Here is a 17,560-nt window from a genome sequence, read left to right as displayed (position 1 = left end):
CAACACGGCAAACCCTGATTAACCCAGTTGCAGCCCCCACGAAGGCAGTTAATCAAAACCCCGGCAATCAAGTTCCGCACGCAACCCCAAAAAGGTTGCGTGACCCCACTCGACCTCTAAAAGGTAAAACTGAGATGAAAGCTTTATTAGTTCTGGCCCTCTCCAGCCTGTGCGCAACCGCCATGGCGGATGAGGTCCCGACTGATGTCGCACAGCAACAACCGGCCGTTGAGGAATACACTTACTCCACCCACCTGGACATCGCCAAAGTGGTGTCCATGAGCGAAATCCCCAACGTATGTGAAGTGGTCCCGATGAAAATGGAATATGACGATTCCAACGGCCAACGGCACATCCTGCGCTACAGCATCATGGGTAACGGCTGCTCCAACGGCTAACCACCCGCCCTCCTCGTTATAAACGGCTCGACCCGTCTCTATCAGACAGATGCAGCGTCGAGCCGTAAATATCGAGTTAATCGATATGTTTAAGTACTTATTTGCGCTTTTTAATCAAATTATCTGGCGTAGTATCAATTCCACACCCAAGGCACAAAACGCCAACGAACCTGGAGCAACGACCATGAAAACCCAACTGATCCTCGCCCTGACCCTCTCCGTCCTGGCCGCCAACACCTTCGCCGCCGATGGTTACGATCGCACCGGCTCGGCAGCTTTCACCACCGAAGCCGCAGTCGCCTCCGACGGCTACGACCACACCGGTTCCGCGTCCTTCGCCGCTGATGGTGCCGATCACGTCGGTGCTGGCAAACTGGCTTCCGATGGTTTTGATCACACTGGCGCCGCCAAAGTCGCTGCTGACGGTTCCGACCACGTCGGTGCAGCTCGATTCAGTTGATCCACCTGCGTGACTTTACAGCCCGACTTCGGTCGGGCTTAGTTGTGTCTGGGGCCATCGAAAACCCGTTCAAAACACTACATGTAGTAAAAAACCGCTTTTTTGCCTGTTTTTTGTACAAATCAAACGGCCCGGAAAAATTAATCAAAAAAAATCTTCACCCGCGATATCCAGCCAAAGCCCTGTAAACCCTCGCTCCGATCGAAAATCCCCTCTTCTCCACCGCTCCATGCGCGGATTCGCCCCACCACGGCCGCAAAAATTTCCCTATAATGCCGGCTTAACGGGCCTGCAATATCCCCTTACAGGGATGACAGCCAGTCTGAAGCCCACGCTGAAGTCGTCATCGATTTCCGCGCCCGTCAGAGGCTCTCGGAACCCCGTACGAAATTATGTTTATTTGCCTGCGTGTACCGCTGCAAAAAACGCTATCCAACGCGGCCAGAACGGTCGTGTGAAAAACCAACCTTTCAGTTTTCACACGGGCACTGGCCCTCACGCAGGAGACGACACGTCATGCTGAGCTGGGACGAATTCGACAAAGAAGACAGCGGCGAGACCGTGGTTAAAGGCGCCAACGCCGGCCACGCGACTGAAGCCAACATGGACCGCCTCGACAACGCCGGTGGTGTTGCCGCTCAAGAAGCTCGCGCTGTAACCGCGTCCGACTCCGCTGCCATCGCTCGCGCCAAGGCCGCCCTGGACAACCTCGACATCGCCGAAGGCCTCGCCGAACTCGAAGGCGCCTCCGCCCGCGTCGCGGTCGACGAAAAGCGCATGATCAACTGCCGCGCCGACCTCAACCAACTCGTACCTTTCAAGTACGACTGGGCCTGGCAGAAGTACCTGGACGGTTGCGCAAACCACTGGATGCCGCAAGAAGTCAACATGACCGCCGACATCGCCCTCTGGAAAGACCCGGAAGGCCTGACCGACGACGAGCGCCGCATCGTGATGCGCAACCTCGGCTTCTTCTCCACCGCCGACTCCCTGGTTGCCAACAACCTGGTCCTGGCCGTGTACCGCCTGATCACCAACCCGGAATGCCGCCAGTACATCCTGCGCCAGGCTTTCGAAGAGGCGATCCACACCCACGCCTACCAGTACTGCATCGAATCGCTGGCCATGGATGAAGGCGAGATCTTCAACATGTACCACGAGATCCCATCGGTCGCGAAAAAAGCCACCTGGGGCCTCAAGTACACCCGTTCGATCTCCGATCCGAAGTTCGAAACCGGTACCGTCGAAACCGACAAAGAGCTGCTGCGCAACCTGATCGCCTACTACTGCGTCCTGGAAGGCATCTTCTTCTACTGCGGCTTCACCCAGATCCTCTCCATGGGCCGTCGCAACAAGATGACCGGCGTCGCCGAGCAGTTCCAGTACATCCTGCGCGACGAATCTATGCACCTGAACTTCGGCATCGACGTGATCAACCAGATCAAAATCGAAAACCCGCACCTGTGGGATGCCGAGATGAAGGAAGAAGCTTCGCAGATGATTCTGCAGGGCACTCAGCTGGAAATCGAATACGCGCGTGACACCATGCCTCGCGGCGTGCTCGGCATGAACGCGGCGATGATGGAGGACTACCTGAAGTTCATCGCTAACCGTCGTCTTTCGCAGATTGGGTTGAAGGAAGAGTATCCAGGGACGACGAATCCGTTTCCTTGGATGAGCGAGATCATGGACTTGAAGAAAGAGAAGAATTTCTTTGAGACGCGGGTTATTGAGTATCAGACTGGTGGGGCGTTGAGCTGGGATTGATTTCTTGGCTAGTCCCGATTTGACGATGGGTAGTTAATCGTTAAATCGAACGAAAAAGCCCGCTTAGTGCGTAATGCTGTTCACTTAAGCATTTGAGCTAAGGCCGGGCTTTCTAAGAATCCGATACCAGACCTCTGGCATCGGATTTTTTATGTCTGTTCAACAGGACCTGCTCGACCTCGGCAACCTTTTCAACTTCTGTGACCTGAGCACTTTCACCCAAAACATTCCCATTGAATGGGTAGCGTCTGCGCTGGATCTGTCGAGTCAGACGACCATTCTCCGACGTCGCCTGCCCGCTGACCAAGTGCTTTGACTGGTGCTTGGCATGGTGTTGTTTCGTGACGAGGTGGCCAGACGTTTGAATATCTGCGCCCAAGGCCTGGCCTCTGACCACTTGTTGGCCCGCAGCGGTGTGACCGAGGCACGAAAGCGACTCGGTGCCGATCCTGTTGAGTGGTTGTTCCGCAAAGCCGGTACCCAATGGAGCGCGGAGCGCTACGACGATGATGCCTGGCACGACCTGCAGGTATTTGCGGTGGACGGTGCACTTTTGCGCACTCCGGATACGCCTGAGCTTCGAGATAACTTCGGATCGGGAAATACTTCGACCGACCGCCAGACGCCGTTTCCTATGCTGCGCCTGGTGGCGCTGATGAATGTACGTTCGCACGTGATCCTAGATGCTCAATTGAGCCCTTACCGACGCAGTGAAATGCGCTTGGCTGATGAGTTCCTGCAACAGATCCCCGACCACTCGGTGACGCTGTTCGACAAAGGGTTCTGGGGCGCCGAACTGCTGTTGAGCCTGAGCAATGGGGGCACCCACCGTCATTGGTTGATCCCAGCAAAAAAAGGACTGGTCTGTGAGGAAGTGACCCGTTACAGCCAGCACAACCGTTGGGTACGCATGAAAGTCTCGCCGCAGGCCAGAAAGAGAAATCCGGCTCTTCCATCGCACTGGGAGGTACGCGAAGTCAGCTATGAAATTCAAGGCAAAGTGAAGACCGTTATGACGTCCTTGCCGGCCAAGACCTACAACACCCAGGCCGTTGCCAAGCTTTATCAGGAGCGCTGGGAGATCGAGTTGGGTTTCAGGGATATCAAGAGTTCGATGCAGCAGAACGCAATGACCCTGCGCAGCAAAAAAGTCGAGCTGATCTATCAGGAAGTATGGGGCTTTTACTGGCTTACAACGTGATTCGTCGAGAGGCCAGTCAGGCGGCGGTGGCGTTTGGCCGAGCGCCTTCGGACATCCGTTTCAAACCAGCTTGTCAGTACATTGCCGTGCAACTGATTGTAATGGCAGCGGCCAACCCGGTTTCAGCGACAGGAAGACGCTTGGCAGAACTGAGGGCAGGTATCGGGGGATTGTTTCCGGATCACCGCCCCAGGCCTTCGAGGCCAAGGACGGTGAAGATCTCAATGACCCGGTTTCCAGTGGACCGTAAAGCTGCTCCGCTTAAGTGAACAGCATTACGACTTGATCGGGGCTTTTTTATTTTTGCGGTTTCTTATGCAGAAACGGAATGTGGCCGGTAGTCAAGCCTTGGTGGTGGAGAATTTTAGAGATAGTTCAACCGTCGAAGGGTTCTGTTATCTATATTGGAAAATTCGCGTGGACCTAGCGTAGGAATAGTCACCATTTCATGTAGGAATATTCCTAGACAGCCATGATGGCCACTCAGTATCGTCCGAGGGTTTTCCACCCTCGGCGATGTTATGGACACCCAAAAGGAAAAAAGTGGATGGAGTGATGAGGAGCTTGAGGCTTCCGTCGATGCTTATCTGAAAATGCTGGAGCTTGAACTAAGAGGCCAGACGTTTAGGAAGTCGGTTGAAAATCAGCTTTTGCGTGAGGGCCCGCTCAGCAAACGCAGCGCCTCATCGGTTGAGTACCGCATGCAAAACATTTCTGCAGTGATGGAGGAATTGGACCTCCCGCGGATTTCTGGCTATGTCTCTGCAAAAAACCTTGGAAGTGGAGTTATAAGCCGCATCAAAAAAATCCTCGCGAAGAAACACACAAATGCGCTTCGCAAGAACATAAAGCGAACCGCACCGTCGTTTTCGCTTCGGTTGGTTGATGCCCATCAACTTCAAGTGTGTGATGCGCCGCTAGGTATTCTGAGTCCCAAGCAGACCAGCGCAACGGTCATGAGGATTTCGCGCGCACTTAGTGTCAAGAAATGGGTGGAAGCTCGCTCTCTGGGTATATGTGAAGGATGCGGCCAACCTGCTCCGTTTCTAAATGCCAAAGGCGAACCCTTTCTCGAAGTCCATCACGTAAAACATCTCGTTGACGGCGGCACTGATCGCATCTCTAACGCGGTTGCTCTCTGCCCAAACTGTCATCGACGTTGCCACCATTCCAGGGACAAAGATGAATTCACTAAGACTCTTTACACCAGAATCGAAGGACTAAGTCCTGAGTAGCCGGGTGATTCGCCCCGCTACTCCAATACCTCAACATAACTCGACTCCCCACCCCCACTCGCCCCCGACAACCACCCCCAAACAAACGCCAGCGTAGTCCTCCCCGCCTCATCAACGCCCACCGTTCCATGGGACCAGCCAGCGAGAATTTCGCCCTCTGTGGTGATGCAGTGATAAAGCAACTCGATGGTATCGGCGCCGGTCACGCGGCCAACCTGGTGGCCCATGCGAATTCGGCCGCCTTGGTAGGTGCTTGAAATGGCATCGCCCTCAACCTGGTAATGAAACAACGTGCCAGTGCCGGAGAGTCCGTGGGTGTTGCCGGCTACGGTGAAGCGGCGGTTGTTCAGGCGTTGGTTGATTTGAGGAAGGGGTATTGGCATGGGGTCGCGTCCTTTAGTTAAGTGCGTTCAATTCCGTTCCGGATGATCGTAAGCGATTTTGTCGTGACGCATGAAGCCGCTTCTCGACACAAGATCTACGCCAGGCCAGAGGGCATTTCGCGAGCAAGCTCGCTCCTACAGGGGGCTGTGGCTTGTCGTTGATATTGTCCTGCGTTGAAAACAGTCAGTGCAGCGCGTGCTGTCTCCCGATATAAATGCCCTGACAACTCAAGGACTCCAGTACCCCATGAAATTCGACCTCGCCTACTGCCTCAGCCTCGACGCCAAGCTGTCGATCTATGACGTTCGCGATTTGAATTTCGACGAGACCATGGAGTTCGATTCCGCCAAGGAACACTTCCAATGCCCCAATGACGCCTGCAGGACTGCTTTCGATGCGGCGAATGTGCTGACGACGTTCAACGGCAAAAACGTGAACTACGTCCGTACCCCGCACTTCAAGAACACGCCCAGCACCCGGCATGTGGCGGATTGTCCTTATGTCAGTCTGAAGGCGCCGATGCCAGGCGTGGACGGCGCGGAAACGGATGACACCCGCGAGGAACATTTCCCGTCCGAGTTGTTGCTGACTCGGCGTCAGTACGTGCGTAAACCGTCGAGCCCAGTGGTGGTGGCGGATATGGCGAGCGACGCTGCCAAAGCACCTTCGGCCGCTGACCATGGCGAACACCCAACCAACGAATCGGCGCCGGACAAGACCACGGTCTTCGCGCACCCGGTGGAGTGTTTCGTCTCCAACTTCGGGGACAAGGAGTTGCTCAAGCGCATGCCGCTGAAGATCGGCGAGCACACCGCGCCTTATGGCTCGTTTTTCAAGAAGATTGAATATCTGCAGGACAACAAGGGGTTGATCTACTGGGGCAAGATCAAGGAGATCAAGGATTACACCCAGAGCTTTCGCATCGATTTCGAACAGAAGGTCTGGTTCAAGCAAGCGGATGAGGCGAAGAAAAAGCCCTATTCGGTCAACGTATACCTGAGCAAGAAATTGATCGAGAACTACCGCAAGCGCAAAGCGTTTCTGCAAGAGATCAAGCACGCCATCGATAGCGATAAAGAACTGTTTTGTTTTTTCTACGGCGTGACACCGGAGTTGAAGCAGGTGCCGAGCAAGAAAAACCCCGAGCAGACGTTCGGGGTGTTCAGTGCGAATATCGAGAACCTGGATCACTTCATTATTCGGGAAGCGCCGGGGTTGGCTGAGAAGTAATCATTCCTGTCGAAGCTGGCGCTCCAGTTCGTAAATTTCCCGCTGCACCGCTTTGCAGCGATCCCGCGCGGCCTGCACGGCTTGCTCGTCGCACCCGCAGTACAGCTGTAACAAGTGCGCCATCATTTCCTCGATCGGGAAGTAATAGCCCTTGCGGGTTTTGTCGCTTCTCGGGGTGTCGTTCATCTGTGCATCAAAGCGACCAGCCGAATACTCGTCCGGGGGTAAGGTGCCCCACTGCGCTGCGCAATCCTGGAAGAACCAGGCTATTTCGTCGATGTGCTTCTGCGCGCCACGGTGGCGGCGTTTGTAGAACCGGTACTCGCGATTACCCTCCTCAAAACGCTGCATCATGGGTTCATCCTTGACCCATTGCAGGACGTCGTACTGCCCGGCATGGCGCATCAGGCCGTAGATCCACCGCTCGCTGAAACGCTCGATGAACGCTTCGACATCGGCCTTTTTTGCATCCGCGAAGACCATGCAATAGCGGGTCTTGATGTGGATAACCAAGAGCACGTGCTTGCGCTGAACCGTGATCGCATGGACCAGCCATTGCTCTGCCGAGTCACCGATTTCATCTTCTTCGGGAGTTGGCGAGGGGGGAGTGCTATCGATGAGGGAAAACGTTTTGCCTTTGTGTACTCGACTGAAGAATTTGCTGGCCGCTTCGCTGCAATTGAATATCAACATCCCTGGCTCTCTGATAAAAAATGGTAACTGCAGTCAGTCAAGCCGCGCGATGCCTCCTACTCACTCAGGACGTATCGCCGTTGATGTGGCACTTGCTGGGGCAAGCGCCGTCCGTCTGGCTGAAGGGGACGAAAGTGTAAAAATCGAAAAATGGATTTGATCCGGGCGCAAAACAACTGTACAAAAACACAGTAGATCAAAAACAACACTCTCGAGCCCGGAGAACATCATGGCCTCTCAAGCGATCAAAATCACCCTGGAACGCATCGCCCTCTTCCAATTCACCCCAGCCCACTGTGCCCAGGCCCGGGCCATGCTGGATTGGAGCATCGAAGAGTTGTCCCGGGAGTCCGGGGTTTCCGTGGAGGCCATTCAACGATTCGAGAATGAGCAGCCAGTGTTGGATGTCACGCGGCTAGCCTTGGCTTATCGGCTTGAGTCGGAAGGGTTGGCGTTCTTCCCGGGTTTTGCGCCGGGCAGAGGGATGAACGTGCGGGGGTCGACGCCAAATCCGGTGGGGCGGGCGGATTATGCGATGGTTGAGTGAGCGGTTTAAGCGCTAACGCTCGGACGAGCGTTAGCGCTGTTGCCAGCAATTATTCAAACAGGGCCTAAGGTTTGAAACCAGGTTCACGACGCTCTTGAGACGCCTGCTCATACCCATAAGCCAACGCCAGCAGACTGGCCTCGCTCCAGCGCGGTCCGTAGAAGAACACCGAGGTCGGCAGCCCACTGTCGTCCATGCCGGAGGGCACCATGATGGCCGGGTAGCCCGCCAGGGGAATGACGTTCATACCCGCTGAGCCAACGTCCGAGACCACGCCATCGAGTTTATGGGTTGTCAGCACCGCGTCGATGGCTGCGGCATTTTCACTTTGGATGTATTGCCACAACGCGTTGTAAGCCGCCTCGTCAAAAGCGACCGCTTGAGCCTCGCTCAGTATTGATTGCCCATAACCCTCTTTGCCGGGTTTGCGTATGTTGAACTGCAGCAACTCTTCCAGGCTGCTGACGGCGAGACCGGTCCGAGTCGCCAGATAGGCAGGGAGGTGATGTTTGAGGCCCATGGCAAACCCTTCGCCGACTCTGGCGGATTCGGGGTCCTTGAGATCGACTGGCACCAGGGTGGCGCCAGCGGCCTGCATGACTTCCAGGGCTTTGGAAAACTGCGGATCGCTATCGGCCGCTTCACCGCCGGTGTCAAATTCCACCGGGAAGCCGATGCGTTTGCCCACCAGCGAACCGGGTAACAGGGCGGCCGTGTAGTCCAGGCCCTTAAGGGCAAGAGGTGGTTGGGCCGGGTCGGTCTTGTCATTGCCGGTCATGGCGTTCAGCAATAACGCCGCGTCACGGACGGTTCGTGCCATTGGCCCGGGAGTGTCGAGTTTGTGGGTTGCGGCGATGATGCCACTGCGGCTCAATAACCCGACTGTCGGCTTGAGCCCTACGACTCCGTTCAGCGACGCTGGGCAGACAATCGAGCCCGAGGTTTCGGTGCCCACGGTCAGAGTTGCGAAGCCTGCCGCGACTGCGGCACCGGAGCCCGAACTTGAGCCGCACGGCGTCTCGCTTAGGACGTGGGGATTTTTCGTTTGTCCGCCTCGGCCACTCCAACCACTGGGGATTTCGATGTCGCGAAAGTGGGCCCACTCGCTGAGGTTGGTTTTGCCCAGGATGACCGCGCCAGCAGCTCTTAAACGCTGCACGATATAGGCATCCTGCGCGGCCGGGATTCCGACCATCGCCAGTGAGCCGGCGCTGGTCTGCATCTGGTCGGAGGTGTCGATGTTGTCTTTGAGCAAGACCGGGATGCCGTGCAGCGGGCTACGAACCCTGCCCTGCTGGCGTTCCAGATCCAGTGACTGTGCGATGACCTGGGCGTCCGGATTGAGCTCGATGATCGAGTTGATCGCCGGTCCGTTTTTGTCCAGTGCGTCAATGCGCTGCTGCAGGTATTGCACCAGCGTCACGGCATCCAGTTGACCGCGCTGCATCCTGTTGCCAAGTTCTTCGACGCTCAGGTATTCCAGCCCCGACTGGGGAACGGATTCGGCATGGACCGTGCTGGCCATCGAAAGCAGGAAGACAGGTGCCAGCCGCTTCATGCGGCCTTTGAGGTTTACATCCATGAGAAAGAGATCCTTGTGATGACGGAGGGCCAGTGGCAGAACTCACTGACCCGCCAGCCTACCGAGACGGTTAAGAACTGCAGTCATCACCGTCCCTCAGATCACGTACGAATACTCACTTCAAGCTGTAGTCCTTCACCCGAGACTCTGCTGATCCTGATACACCGGCTGCTCGACCTCGTACCACCAGGCCTCGCCACGGGAGGGATGTTTCAGGTTGAATGCAGCCCCCATCTGCGGGGTCGTGATCGACACACTCCGCTCCCAGGCCAACGCCATGATGCGGTCGAACGGTTCGTACCAGGCGTGCATCGACAAGTCGAAAGTGCCGTTGTGGATCGGCAGCAGCCAGCGCCCTTTGAGGTCGATGTGCGCCTGCAGGGTTTGCTCCGGCTGCATGTGCACATGCGGCCACTCGACGTTGTAGGCACCGGTTTCCATCAGCGTCAGGTCAAACGGGCCGTGCTGCTCACCGATGCGCTTGAAGCCATCGAAGTAACCGCTGTCACCGCTGAAAAAAATTCGGGTGTCACCGTCGATCATCACCCACGAAGCCCACAGCGTGCTGTTGCCGTCGAACAGGCCACGCCCGGAAAAATGTTGCGACGGTGTGGCGATGAATTGGATGCCGTCGACTTCGGTGCCTTGCCACCAGTCCAGTTGACGCACCTTGCTGGCATCGACTCCCCACTTGATCAGCGTGTCACCGACACCCAGAGGGGCCAGGAAATAGTTGGCCTTGCTCGCGAGCTGGAGCACGGCCTGATAATCCAGGTGATCGTAATGATCGTGGGAGAGAATGACCGCTTCGATCGGCGGCAACGCTTCCAGACTGATCGGCGGTTGATGAAAGCGCTTCGGACCGGCCCACTGCACGGGCGAGGCGCGTTCGGCGAACACGGGATCGGTGATCCAGAACTTGTCGCGCATTTTCAGCAATACCGTCGAGTGGCCAAGGCGGTACACGCTGTGATTGGGTGCGGCGATCAGCGCCTCGCGGGTCAGCGGCTGCACCGGCACCGCGGCGGCTGGACGGGTATTGCGCGGTTTGTGGAAGATCATGCTCCACATGATGCGCAGCATCTTGCGCAGGCCTTCGCGCTGGACGGGGGCATGGTTGCGAAAGAGCCCTTCGACCTGACGGGAAGATTCAGGTTCGCGAACGGTTTCTGAATCAGAGATGGCCATAAAAAACTCCAGAACGAGCGCAAACGATTGTGTCATGGCTCGGTGAACCGGGATGAATGGCCAAGCATGCACGCATCAGCCAGAGAATCTATTTTTACCGGCGCAGGATTAACACAACATTACACTGCACGGTGTAGTTTCAAGGTTGCATCAAAGCCGATCACAAGTAAACTGCCAAGTGTAATTCTTCTCTCTTCCTGCTGAAGCGTACTTATGACAGCTCCAAAGCGCCTGACCGATCGAAAACGCGAAGCCATCATCCAGGCTGCCATTGCCGAATTCCGCGCCAACGGTTTCGACATCACCAGCATGGACAAGATTGCCGCGACGGCGGACGTGTCAAAGCGCACGGTGTACAACCACTTCCCGAGCAAAGAGGAATTGTTCGCCGAGATCCTCAATCAGCTGTGGGCCCGGGTCAGCGCAGAACAGGACACCGCTTACCTGCCCGACCAGCCTTTACGCGGCCAGATGCGCCAGTTGCTGATGGCTAAAATGCACACGCTGGGGGATGAGAATTTTCTCGCCCTGGCGCGAGTCGCCATTGCCGCCACCATCCATTCCCCCGAGCGCGGGCAGGACATGGTCGCCCGCATGAGCGAGCGCGAGGGAGGCCTGACCGTGTGGATTCGTGCAGCTCAGTCAGACGGTCGCCTCAAGCCGGTCGACCCGGCGTTCGCTGCCCATCAGATCCAGGGCATGCTCAAGTCTTTTGCGTTCTGGCCACAGATCTCCCTGGGTTTGCCGAGCCTTGAGGCCGCGATGCAGGACCAGGTGGTGGATTCGGCCCTGGACATGTTCCTGGCCTGTTATCAGCTGGCATAAATGACAAGGTCTACCCAAGAGTCAAGGTTTCGCTGACAGCAAAAAGAACATCTCGATGTGTTTCAGAATGAAACCGACGCCAGCGCTATAGTGTGCCTCTGTCCTAACGACCCGCAGAGAGCATCATGACCACAACGACTGATTCCAAATCCAAGGCCCATGTCGATCACCTGCGTTTCCACCGCCGTCATGCTCACCTCGCACCGACCTTTGGCAATGACAAGTTTGCCCTGCGCGCCGAAGCGTTCGCCCGGTTCTTCGGCACACCGACTTTTCTTGGCGCGCAGACGCTGATCGTGGTGGTGTGGGTATGCCTCAATGTGTTTGGCGTCGCGCACTTCGATCTGTATCCGTTCATCCTGCTCAACCTCGCCTTCAGCCTGCAATCAGCCTATGCCGCGCCCCTGATTCTATTGGCCCAGACTCGCCAGGCAGCGCGGGACAAAGCCCAGTCGGATGCCGACGCCCAACACCGCGAAGCCATCGCCGTAGCCAATAGCGAGCAGCAGACACAGGCAGCGCACAACTCCGCGCAGTTGCTGGAACTGCTGGAACAGAACACTCGCCTGACCGAGATGACGAAATCGCTGACCGAGCGCATCGAAAACCTGACCTCGCAGATGCATCAGCACCTTGTGCTCAAACACCCGCCAACTAACAATTGATGTGGCGCCTGGTCCGGCCTCTTCGGCGTTCCGACGATGAGGCCGGCAAATCATTGCACAACCTCACCCCTGCACAAGACTGCGCACCGCCGAAATCTCGGGTACATCCCCGCGACTCATATACACCCGCAACGGCTCGGTCACGTTGATCCGGTCATCGATATTCTGATTCAGCAACAACTGAATCAACTCCCGCTTGAGCGTCATACCCTGCCCCGGACCGGGCGCCCAGACGAACTCACTCACTGGAATAATGCCGTCATCCGCCACGTCCATGCCGAAGGAGTCTTCGCTGAAACGTACGATGTACCGGCCGGTCTTGCGATTGAGGCCGACGAAACCCTTGAGCTGGTCGGCGGCCTGGCAGATGAGCTGGGAAGTGATGCGCATATAAACCTCACAACAAGTGATCGATGGTTTACACGCAAGGCAGGTGCAGGGGTTTTCCCTCTGCCGGGGAAAGTGCCGGGACCAAGAGTACTGCAAAGGACCGCACAAATGCGCTGAAAAAAACGGCTTTAAACAGGTTTATGTCGGTCTCACGATAGCGCTGTCGGCGCTCAGTTGTTAAAAGGGACGTCTTTGAAAACTGCGAAAGGACCTCGATCATGCCTATCACCTTCACCCAAAGCGCTCTGCTGCTAAGCGTGCTGCTCGGCCTCGGCCAGGCACAGGCCGCCACTGAGCCAAGCCCCACTGCCCTGGCGACCCGCATGGGCATTCCGCACCCGGCGGTGATCGCGCATCGCGGCGCGTCCTTCGATGCACCGGAATCGACCGCCGCGGCCTACAAGCTGGCGCGCGACCTGGGCGCCGATTATCTCGAGCTGGACCTGCAGCGCAGCAAGGACGGCGTACTCTTCGCCCTGCACGACGACAACCTGCAACGCACTACCGACGTTGCCAACAAGTTTCCCGAGCGCAAGGACAGCCCCGCGAACGCCTTCACCCTCGCCGAGCTGAAAACCCTCGACGCAGGCAGCTGGTTCAACAAGGCGTACCCGGATCGCGCGCGTCCCTCCTACGTCGGCCTGAAGATCCTGACCCTCGACGAAGTCATCGATATCGCCCAGGGCAGCCCGCGGCACAAGCCGGGCCTGTACATCGAGACCAAGGAGCCCAAACAGTTTCCAGGGCTTGAACGTGATTTGAAGGAGAAACTCCAGGACCGCGGCTGGCTCAGCCCGGCCGGTTCGAAACTGGCGAAGAGCGAACTGGCAGTCGGCCAGGGCAAGGGCAAAGTGGTGCTGCAGACTTTCGAGAAGAGCAGTCTTGAACTACTGGAAAAGGAAATGCCGCAGGTGCCAAAGATCCTGTTGCTATGGGTTGCCCCGGGCAGCATCGAACCCAAGTCTACGGTGACCTTCGCTGAATCCGGTGACAAGGACAAGGCCACCTACTACGCCAAACAGGAACCCAAGAGCAAAGCCGAATTCCAGCAATGGGTCGACTACGCGAAGTCTGCGGGCGCAATCGGCACCGGCCCTTCCGCTGCATTGACCAAGGGTGGCGACCAGAGCTATTCAGACTTGGTGCAACCCTGGATGAACCAGTACACCCACGATCAGGGCTTGTTGGTGCACGTCTACACGATCGATGATGCGGTGGATTATCAGAAAGTCATGGATGCGGGCGTTGATGGCATCTTTACCAACCGCGCAAGTGAGCTGCTGAAGTTCTACAAGCGTCCAGCGGCGGCGAGTGTGGGCCAGTTGTTGCAGGACAATGGGTATTGAGGTGTTGGAATTAAGCCTGAATTAAGTTGCCCCAGTTAATCTGGTGCCACTTAAACAGCTCATCCAAGGAAAGACCCTTATGAAAACTTTAACTGCCCTCTTCACGGCTGCAGCCCTTACCCTCACCGCTGGCCTAGCCCAGGCTGATGTGCCGGTTGATCAGATCCCGCAACTGGTCAAGGACGGCAAGATCAAGCCGCTGGAAGAACTGAATCAGGTCGTCATGAAGTTACACCCGGGCGCCACTATTACGGACAGCGGCCTGGACAACCACTTCAATGGCTACGAGTACGAAGTGGAACTGCGTGACGCCAAGGGCATTGAGTGGGATGTCGACTTGAACGCCGCTAATGGCGAAGTACTGAAGAACAAAAAAGACGACTGATTGAACAAATAAAAAGCCGCACGATTTCACGAATCGTGCGGCTTTTTGCTGTTCCAGAAAAACACTACGCACTAAGACGCGCAGTGACCTCATTCAACTGCCCGGACAAATCGTGCAGGTTGTGGCTGGCCGCTTCGGTGCGCTGCACGTTATCCAGATTGGTGCTGGCAATGCTGGTGATCTCGGTCAGGTTGCGCGAAATGTCTTCGGCCACTGAGGTCTGCTCTTCGGCGGCCGTAGCAATCTGGCGGTTCATGTCGCGAATCGCCTCCACTGCAAGGGTGATGCGCTCCAGCATGGCGCCAGCCTGGGTAACCTGCTCCACGCTTTCCTCACTACGGGACTGGCCACTCTCGATAGCCTGGGCCGCGTCCACCGCACCGGTTTGCACAGTCTGGATAATCTGGTTGATCTCGATGATCGACGCCGCCGTGCGCTGGGCCAGGCTACGAACTTCATCGGCCACTACGGCAAAACCACGTCCTGCTTCACCAGCCCGTGCGGCTTCGATCGCGGCGTTGAGCGCCAGCAGGTTAGTCTGTTCGGCGATGCCGCGAATCACTTCCAGTACCTTGCCGATGCGCCCGCTGTCGGTTTCCAGCTGGCGAATGACGGTCGCGGTATTGGCAATCTCACCGCGCATCAAGGTAATGGTCTGAATGGTGCCCTGCATGACTTTTTCGCCCTGCTGCGCTGACTGGTCGGCGTCGTCAGCAGCACGTGCTGCGTCGGCTGCGTGACGGGCAACCTCCTGGGCGGTAGCGGACATTTCGTTCATCGCCGTCGCCACCTGATCTGTACGGTTGAACTGCTCGTTGGTGCCACCGGCCATGAGGCCCGCGATCGACTTCAACTCGCCGCTGGCGCTGTCCAGGTCCGACGCACTGCGTTGCAGACGGCTAAACGTATCGGCGAGAAAATCGCGCAGGGTATTGGCCGCAACGGCGAGCTTGCCCAACTCATCCTGACGGGTGCTGGCCACTCGTTCGGCAAAACGTCCCTGGCTGAGTTGTGCCACGTACTCGATCAGTTTACGGATCGGCTCAACCAGGTTGCGGTTGACCAGCCACAGGCTCAACAGGCCGATCAACAGACCCGAAGCCAGCATCACCACGATCCCCAGCAGCACCGTGCGATCAGCACTGGCACTGATGACGGTCGACTGCTGCGCGCCCTGCTTGCGCAGCTCGCTGACCAGCTCGCTCATCTGATCGCTGGCCGCACGGTCGACTCCTTTGACCGCTGCGTCCCCCGCCGCCGGGTCAGCGCCCGCCGCCACGTAGGCGTCACGGCCTTTCTGATACGCGGCGCCCAACAGGCGATGCTCATCGCGCAGACGTTCAATGCGCGTCTTCAGTTGCGGTTCGATGCCCTTTTGCCCGGCCAGTTCATCGAGAATATTCTGCACGTCGCGCTGACGGTCCTCAAACTGCTTCCAGTATTTGGCCAGATCCGCCGGTTGCTTGCCACGCAGCAGGACGTTTTTCCATTCCTGCACCTGCACCTTGAATTGCAGGTTGGCTTCGTCGATCAACTGCGAAGTGTGCAAAGGTCCTTCGATGAGATTGGCGTAGCTCTGAACGCCGCCGGACAAGAAGTGAAAACAGGCCAGGGCGATCAGCAACATCGCCAGCAGGCTACCGCCGAGCAAGGCAAGGATTTGTGCTCTCAGGGATTTTTGCAAAAACATCGAGTGGTATCTCATGACAGGGATAAAACACGCCCGGCAGGCGTGCAAGATGTCCGAACATCCCTGTCGGCGACGCTGGTCCACGACCTTCATCGCAATCGAACCTACTACCCGTCATCGGCGCGCCAGAGCCTTTCTTTAGCGATTCCGATCACTGGTGCATGAGAATCACCTGTCATCTAAACGTCACAATAAAGTCATCATTGCTTGCCATGCTGCGGCTCAAGTCAGCCTGTAAAACTTTGCAATATTCGCCTTCCGCAGCGAGACCTCATGAACCACACTATCGATCACGGCCATCGCGACCAGGACCTGTTCGGTCTGCTGTACGGTTTCAGTTTTCGTCCTGGCGAGCCTGGCCGAGAAATCGATTCGGCCCGCGCGCTGCAGTGCCTGCAGCAGCCCCAAGACAGCGAGGAGTTTCTCTGGCTGCACCTGAACCTCGCGCACGCCGCCTGCGAACGGTGGATGAAAAGCCACCTGGAATTGCCCGACGAATTTTTCGAAGCGCTGCACGAAGGCTCTCGTTCGACTCGCATTGAGCATGTGGATTCGGCGCTGCTGGCGGTGGTCAACGACGTGGTGTTCAACCTCAGCAGCATGGTCTCCTCCGATGTGTCGACGCTGTGGGTATGCGCCCGCAGCCGGCTGATCATCAGCGCGCGCCTGCAACCCTTGCACTCGGTGGACAAGCTGCGCTCGTCGGTCAAAGCCGGTGAGCGCTTTCGTTCGCCCCTGGAGTTACTCGTGCATCTGCTGCGCGATCAGGGCGAAGTCCTGACCCAGATCGTGCGCCGCACCAGCCTGAGCGTCGATCAGATTGAAGACGAGTTATTGTCCTCGCGACTGTCGACCAACCGCGCCGAACTGAGCGCCAACCGTCGGGTGCTGGTGCGCTTGCAACGCTTGCTGGCACTGGAGCCCGGTTCGCTGCTGCGCTTGCTCAATCGACCGCCGCAGTGGTTGCAGAAGGAAGACGTGAAGGAGTTGCGCAAGTCCACCGAGGAGTTTGCGTTGATTATTAACGACCTCACGGCGCTGGGTGAGCGGATCAAATTGTTGCAGGAAGAAATCGCGGCCAACCTCAACGAGCAAAGCAACCGCACCTTGTTCACCCTGACGGTGGTGACGGTGCTGGCGCTGCCGATCAACATCATTGCCGGGTTCTTTGGCATGAACGTGGGTGGCGTACCGCTTGCGGGAGATCCGGAGGGGTTCTGGATCCTGGTGGCGCTGGTGGCCACCTTCACCGTGATCGCCGGACGCTGGGCATTTCGCAAGCGTCAGGATTATTAAACGCGAACCCGTGGCAAGTGAGCTTGCTCCCGCTCGGCTGCGAAACAGTCGCCACACCAGAGCACGCGGTACACCGGATGAGCGCGGTGGCAGCTTTCGGGGCCGCTTCGCTGCCCAGCGGGAGCAAGCTCCCTCGCCACAGGAACGGCGACCGCTCGAAAATTCTGCGGCGCACTCCTACGGGATATCCAGCCTGTAGTGGTCACCTTCACCGTGACCACCAGACACCGGGCCTTTCGCAAGCGTCAGGATTATCAAACGCGAACCCGTGGCAAGTG

General features: G+C 57.2%; 17 protein-coding genes and 2 pseudogenes. 12 read left to right on the top strand and 7 right to left on the bottom strand.

What is annotated here, in order from left to right:
- Positions 1 to 134 precede the first annotated feature (134 nt).
- The 5 genes and pseudogenes from L9059_RS15650 to L9059_RS15630 all read left to right on the top strand — a co-directional run bounded on the left by L9059_RS15650 (position 135) and on the right by L9059_RS15630 (position 5,061).
- The gene (locus tag L9059_RS15650; RefSeq protein ID WP_247291907.1) at positions 135 to 398 is read left to right on the top strand and encodes a DUF2790 domain-containing protein; all 264 of its coding nucleotides are present in this window, start codon (positions 135 to 137) and stop codon (positions 396 to 398) included.
- A 184-nt stretch (positions 399 to 582) separates the two neighbouring features.
- Positions 583 to 858 carry a hypothetical protein gene (locus L9059_RS15645; RefSeq protein ID WP_122840223.1) on the top strand — a complete coding sequence of 92 codons (276 nt, stop codon included), beginning with the start codon at positions 583 to 585 and terminating at the stop codon, positions 856 to 858.
- Positions 859 to 1,374: 516 nt separating this feature from the next.
- Positions 1,375 to 2,625: a ribonucleotide-diphosphate reductase subunit beta gene (locus L9059_RS15640; RefSeq protein WP_247291906.1), complete on the top strand. Its 1,251-nt coding sequence runs from the start codon at positions 1,375 to 1,377 to the stop codon at positions 2,623 to 2,625.
- A 151-nt stretch (positions 2,626 to 2,776) separates the two neighbouring features.
- Positions 2,777 to 4,095: pseudogene (locus L9059_RS15635) on the top strand (IS4 family transposase).
- A 252-nt stretch (positions 4,096 to 4,347) separates the two neighbouring features.
- A complete protein-coding gene (locus L9059_RS15630; protein WP_247291905.1) occupies positions 4,348 to 5,061 on the top strand; it encodes an HNH endonuclease in 714 nt (237 codons plus the stop codon).
- Positions 5,062 to 5,078: 17 nt separating this feature from the next.
- Here the strand turns inward: L9059_RS15630 and L9059_RS15625 are convergent, their stop codons facing one another.
- Positions 5,079 to 5,444: an avidin-fold protein gene (locus L9059_RS15625; RefSeq protein WP_247291904.1), complete on the bottom strand. Its 366-nt coding sequence runs from the start codon at positions 5,442 to 5,444 to the stop codon at positions 5,079 to 5,081.
- Between the two features lie 247 nt (positions 5,445 to 5,691).
- Between L9059_RS15625 and L9059_RS15620 the strand changes: the two genes are divergently transcribed.
- The gene (locus L9059_RS15620; protein WP_247291903.1) at positions 5,692 to 6,675 is read left to right on the top strand and encodes a hypothetical protein; all 984 of its coding nucleotides are present in this window, start codon (positions 5,692 to 5,694) and stop codon (positions 6,673 to 6,675) included.
- On the opposite strand, the gene L9059_RS15615 is transcribed toward L9059_RS15620, so the two are convergent.
- The gene (locus L9059_RS15615; RefSeq protein WP_247291902.1) at positions 6,676 to 7,368 is read right to left on the bottom strand and encodes a DUF6933 domain-containing protein; all 693 of its coding nucleotides are present in this window, start codon (positions 7,366 to 7,368) and stop codon (positions 6,676 to 6,678) included.
- Positions 7,369 to 7,597: 229 nt separating this feature from the next.
- Here L9059_RS15615 and L9059_RS15610 point away from each other — a divergent pair, with 229 nt between their 5' ends.
- Positions 7,598 to 7,915, top strand: coding sequence for a helix-turn-helix domain-containing protein (locus L9059_RS15610; RefSeq protein ID WP_247291901.1), 318 nt, complete (start codon positions 7,598 to 7,600; stop codon positions 7,913 to 7,915).
- A gap of 64 nt (positions 7,916 to 7,979) precedes the next feature.
- Here L9059_RS15610 and L9059_RS15605 read toward each other — a convergent pair whose 3' ends face one another.
- Both L9059_RS15605 and L9059_RS15600 read right to left on the bottom strand, forming a co-directional pair.
- The gene (locus L9059_RS15605; protein ID WP_247291900.1) at positions 7,980 to 9,497 is read right to left on the bottom strand and encodes an amidase family protein; all 1,518 of its coding nucleotides are present in this window, start codon (positions 9,495 to 9,497) and stop codon (positions 7,980 to 7,982) included.
- Between the two features lie 135 nt (positions 9,498 to 9,632).
- Positions 9,633 to 10,685 carry an MBL fold metallo-hydrolase gene (locus L9059_RS15600; RefSeq protein WP_247291899.1) on the bottom strand — a complete coding sequence of 351 codons (1,053 nt, stop codon included), beginning with the start codon at positions 10,683 to 10,685 and terminating at the stop codon, positions 9,633 to 9,635.
- A gap of 213 nt (positions 10,686 to 10,898) precedes the next feature.
- On the opposite strand from L9059_RS15600, the gene L9059_RS15595 reads away from it, so the two are divergent.
- A complete protein-coding gene (locus L9059_RS15595) occupies positions 10,899 to 11,510 on the top strand; it encodes a TetR/AcrR family transcriptional regulator (RefSeq protein WP_247291898.1) in 612 nt (203 codons plus the stop codon).
- Between the two features lie 125 nt (positions 11,511 to 11,635).
- The gene (locus tag L9059_RS15590) at positions 11,636 to 12,175 is read left to right on the top strand and encodes a DUF1003 domain-containing protein (RefSeq protein ID WP_282615486.1); all 540 of its coding nucleotides are present in this window, start codon (positions 11,636 to 11,638) and stop codon (positions 12,173 to 12,175) included.
- A 63-nt stretch (positions 12,176 to 12,238) separates the two neighbouring features.
- On the opposite strand, the gene L9059_RS15585 is transcribed toward L9059_RS15590, so the two are convergent.
- Positions 12,239 to 12,565 (bottom strand): DUF2025 family protein, encoded by a 327-nt coding sequence (locus tag L9059_RS15585; RefSeq protein WP_247291897.1) that lies wholly within the window; start codon positions 12,563 to 12,565, stop codon positions 12,239 to 12,241.
- 218 nt (positions 12,566 to 12,783) lie between these two features.
- Between L9059_RS15585 and L9059_RS15580 the strand changes: the two genes are divergently transcribed.
- Positions 12,784 to 13,911 (top strand): glycerophosphodiester phosphodiesterase, encoded by a 1,128-nt coding sequence (locus L9059_RS15580; RefSeq protein ID WP_247291896.1) that lies wholly within the window; start codon positions 12,784 to 12,786, stop codon positions 13,909 to 13,911.
- 79 nt (positions 13,912 to 13,990) lie between these two features.
- On the top strand, positions 13,991 to 14,296 hold the full coding sequence (locus tag L9059_RS15575; RefSeq protein ID WP_247291895.1) for a PepSY domain-containing protein: 306 nt from the start codon (positions 13,991 to 13,993) through the stop codon (positions 14,294 to 14,296).
- A 64-nt stretch (positions 14,297 to 14,360) separates the two neighbouring features.
- Here the strand turns inward: L9059_RS15575 and L9059_RS30995 are convergent, their stop codons facing one another.
- The gene (locus L9059_RS30995) at positions 14,361 to 15,065 is read right to left on the bottom strand and encodes a methyl-accepting chemotaxis protein (protein ID WP_428480275.1); all 705 of its coding nucleotides are present in this window, start codon (positions 15,063 to 15,065) and stop codon (positions 14,361 to 14,363) included.
- Between the two features lie 228 nt (positions 15,066 to 15,293).
- Positions 15,294 to 15,404 (bottom strand): annotated as a pseudogene (locus L9059_RS30990) (hypothetical protein); the annotation flags it as partial.
- Between the two features lie 855 nt (positions 15,405 to 16,259).
- On the opposite strand from L9059_RS30990, the gene L9059_RS15565 reads away from it, so the two are divergent.
- Positions 16,260 to 17,282, top strand: coding sequence for a transporter (locus L9059_RS15565; protein WP_247291893.1), 1,023 nt, complete (start codon positions 16,260 to 16,262; stop codon positions 17,280 to 17,282).
- Positions 17,283 to 17,560 lie beyond the last annotated feature (278 nt).

The sequence above is a fragment of the Pseudomonas violetae genome, assembly GCF_023072615.1.
In the GTDB taxonomy this organism is placed as follows: Bacteria; Pseudomonadota; Gammaproteobacteria; order Pseudomonadales; family Pseudomonadaceae; genus Aquipseudomonas; species Aquipseudomonas violetae.
The sequence above is the reverse complement of the archived record's forward strand: the minus strand, read 5'-3'. Positions and strand labels throughout refer to the sequence as shown.

What these genes read in the sequence shown, in the direction of transcription:
- L9059_RS15625 (WP_247291904.1), bottom strand. Translation starts at nt 5,444, where the DNA reads ATGCCAATACCCCTTCCTCAAATCAACCAACGCCTGAACAACCGCCGC.
- L9059_RS15640 (WP_247291906.1), top strand. Translation starts at nt 1,375, where the DNA reads ATGCTGAGCTGGGACGAATTCGACAAAGAAGACAGCGGCGAGACCGTG.
- L9059_RS15615 (WP_247291902.1), bottom strand. Translation starts at nt 7,368, where the DNA reads ATGTTGATATTCAATTGCAGCGAAGCGGCCAGCAAATTCTTCAGTCGA.
- L9059_RS15620 (WP_247291903.1), top strand. Translation starts at nt 5,692, where the DNA reads ATGAAATTCGACCTCGCCTACTGCCTCAGCCTCGACGCCAAGCTGTCG.
- L9059_RS15605 (WP_247291900.1), bottom strand. Translation starts at nt 9,497, where the DNA reads ATGGATGTAAACCTCAAAGGCCGCATGAAGCGGCTGGCACCTGTCTTC.
- L9059_RS15610 (WP_247291901.1), top strand. Translation starts at nt 7,598, where the DNA reads ATGGCCTCTCAAGCGATCAAAATCACCCTGGAACGCATCGCCCTCTTC.
- L9059_RS15590 (WP_282615486.1), top strand. Translation starts at nt 11,636, where the DNA reads ATGACCACAACGACTGATTCCAAATCCAAGGCCCATGTCGATCACCTG.
- L9059_RS15565 (WP_247291893.1), top strand. Translation starts at nt 16,260, where the DNA reads ATGAACCACACTATCGATCACGGCCATCGCGACCAGGACCTGTTCGGT.
- L9059_RS15575 (WP_247291895.1), top strand. Translation starts at nt 13,991, where the DNA reads ATGAAAACTTTAACTGCCCTCTTCACGGCTGCAGCCCTTACCCTCACC.
- L9059_RS15630 (WP_247291905.1), top strand. Translation starts at nt 4,348, where the DNA reads ATGGACACCCAAAAGGAAAAAAGTGGATGGAGTGATGAGGAGCTTGAG.
- L9059_RS15600 (WP_247291899.1), bottom strand. Translation starts at nt 10,685, where the DNA reads ATGGCCATCTCTGATTCAGAAACCGTTCGCGAACCTGAATCTTCCCGT.
- L9059_RS30995 (WP_428480275.1), bottom strand. Translation starts at nt 15,065, where the DNA reads ATGTCCGCTACCGCCCAGGAGGTTGCCCGTCACGCAGCCGACGCAGCA.
- L9059_RS15595 (WP_247291898.1), top strand. Translation starts at nt 10,899, where the DNA reads ATGACAGCTCCAAAGCGCCTGACCGATCGAAAACGCGAAGCCATCATC.
- L9059_RS15650 (WP_247291907.1), top strand. Translation starts at nt 135, where the DNA reads ATGAAAGCTTTATTAGTTCTGGCCCTCTCCAGCCTGTGCGCAACCGCC.
- L9059_RS15645 (WP_122840223.1), top strand. Translation starts at nt 583, where the DNA reads ATGAAAACCCAACTGATCCTCGCCCTGACCCTCTCCGTCCTGGCCGCC.
- L9059_RS15580 (WP_247291896.1), top strand. Translation starts at nt 12,784, where the DNA reads ATGCCTATCACCTTCACCCAAAGCGCTCTGCTGCTAAGCGTGCTGCTC.
- L9059_RS15585 (WP_247291897.1), bottom strand. Translation starts at nt 12,565, where the DNA reads ATGCGCATCACTTCCCAGCTCATCTGCCAGGCCGCCGACCAGCTCAAG.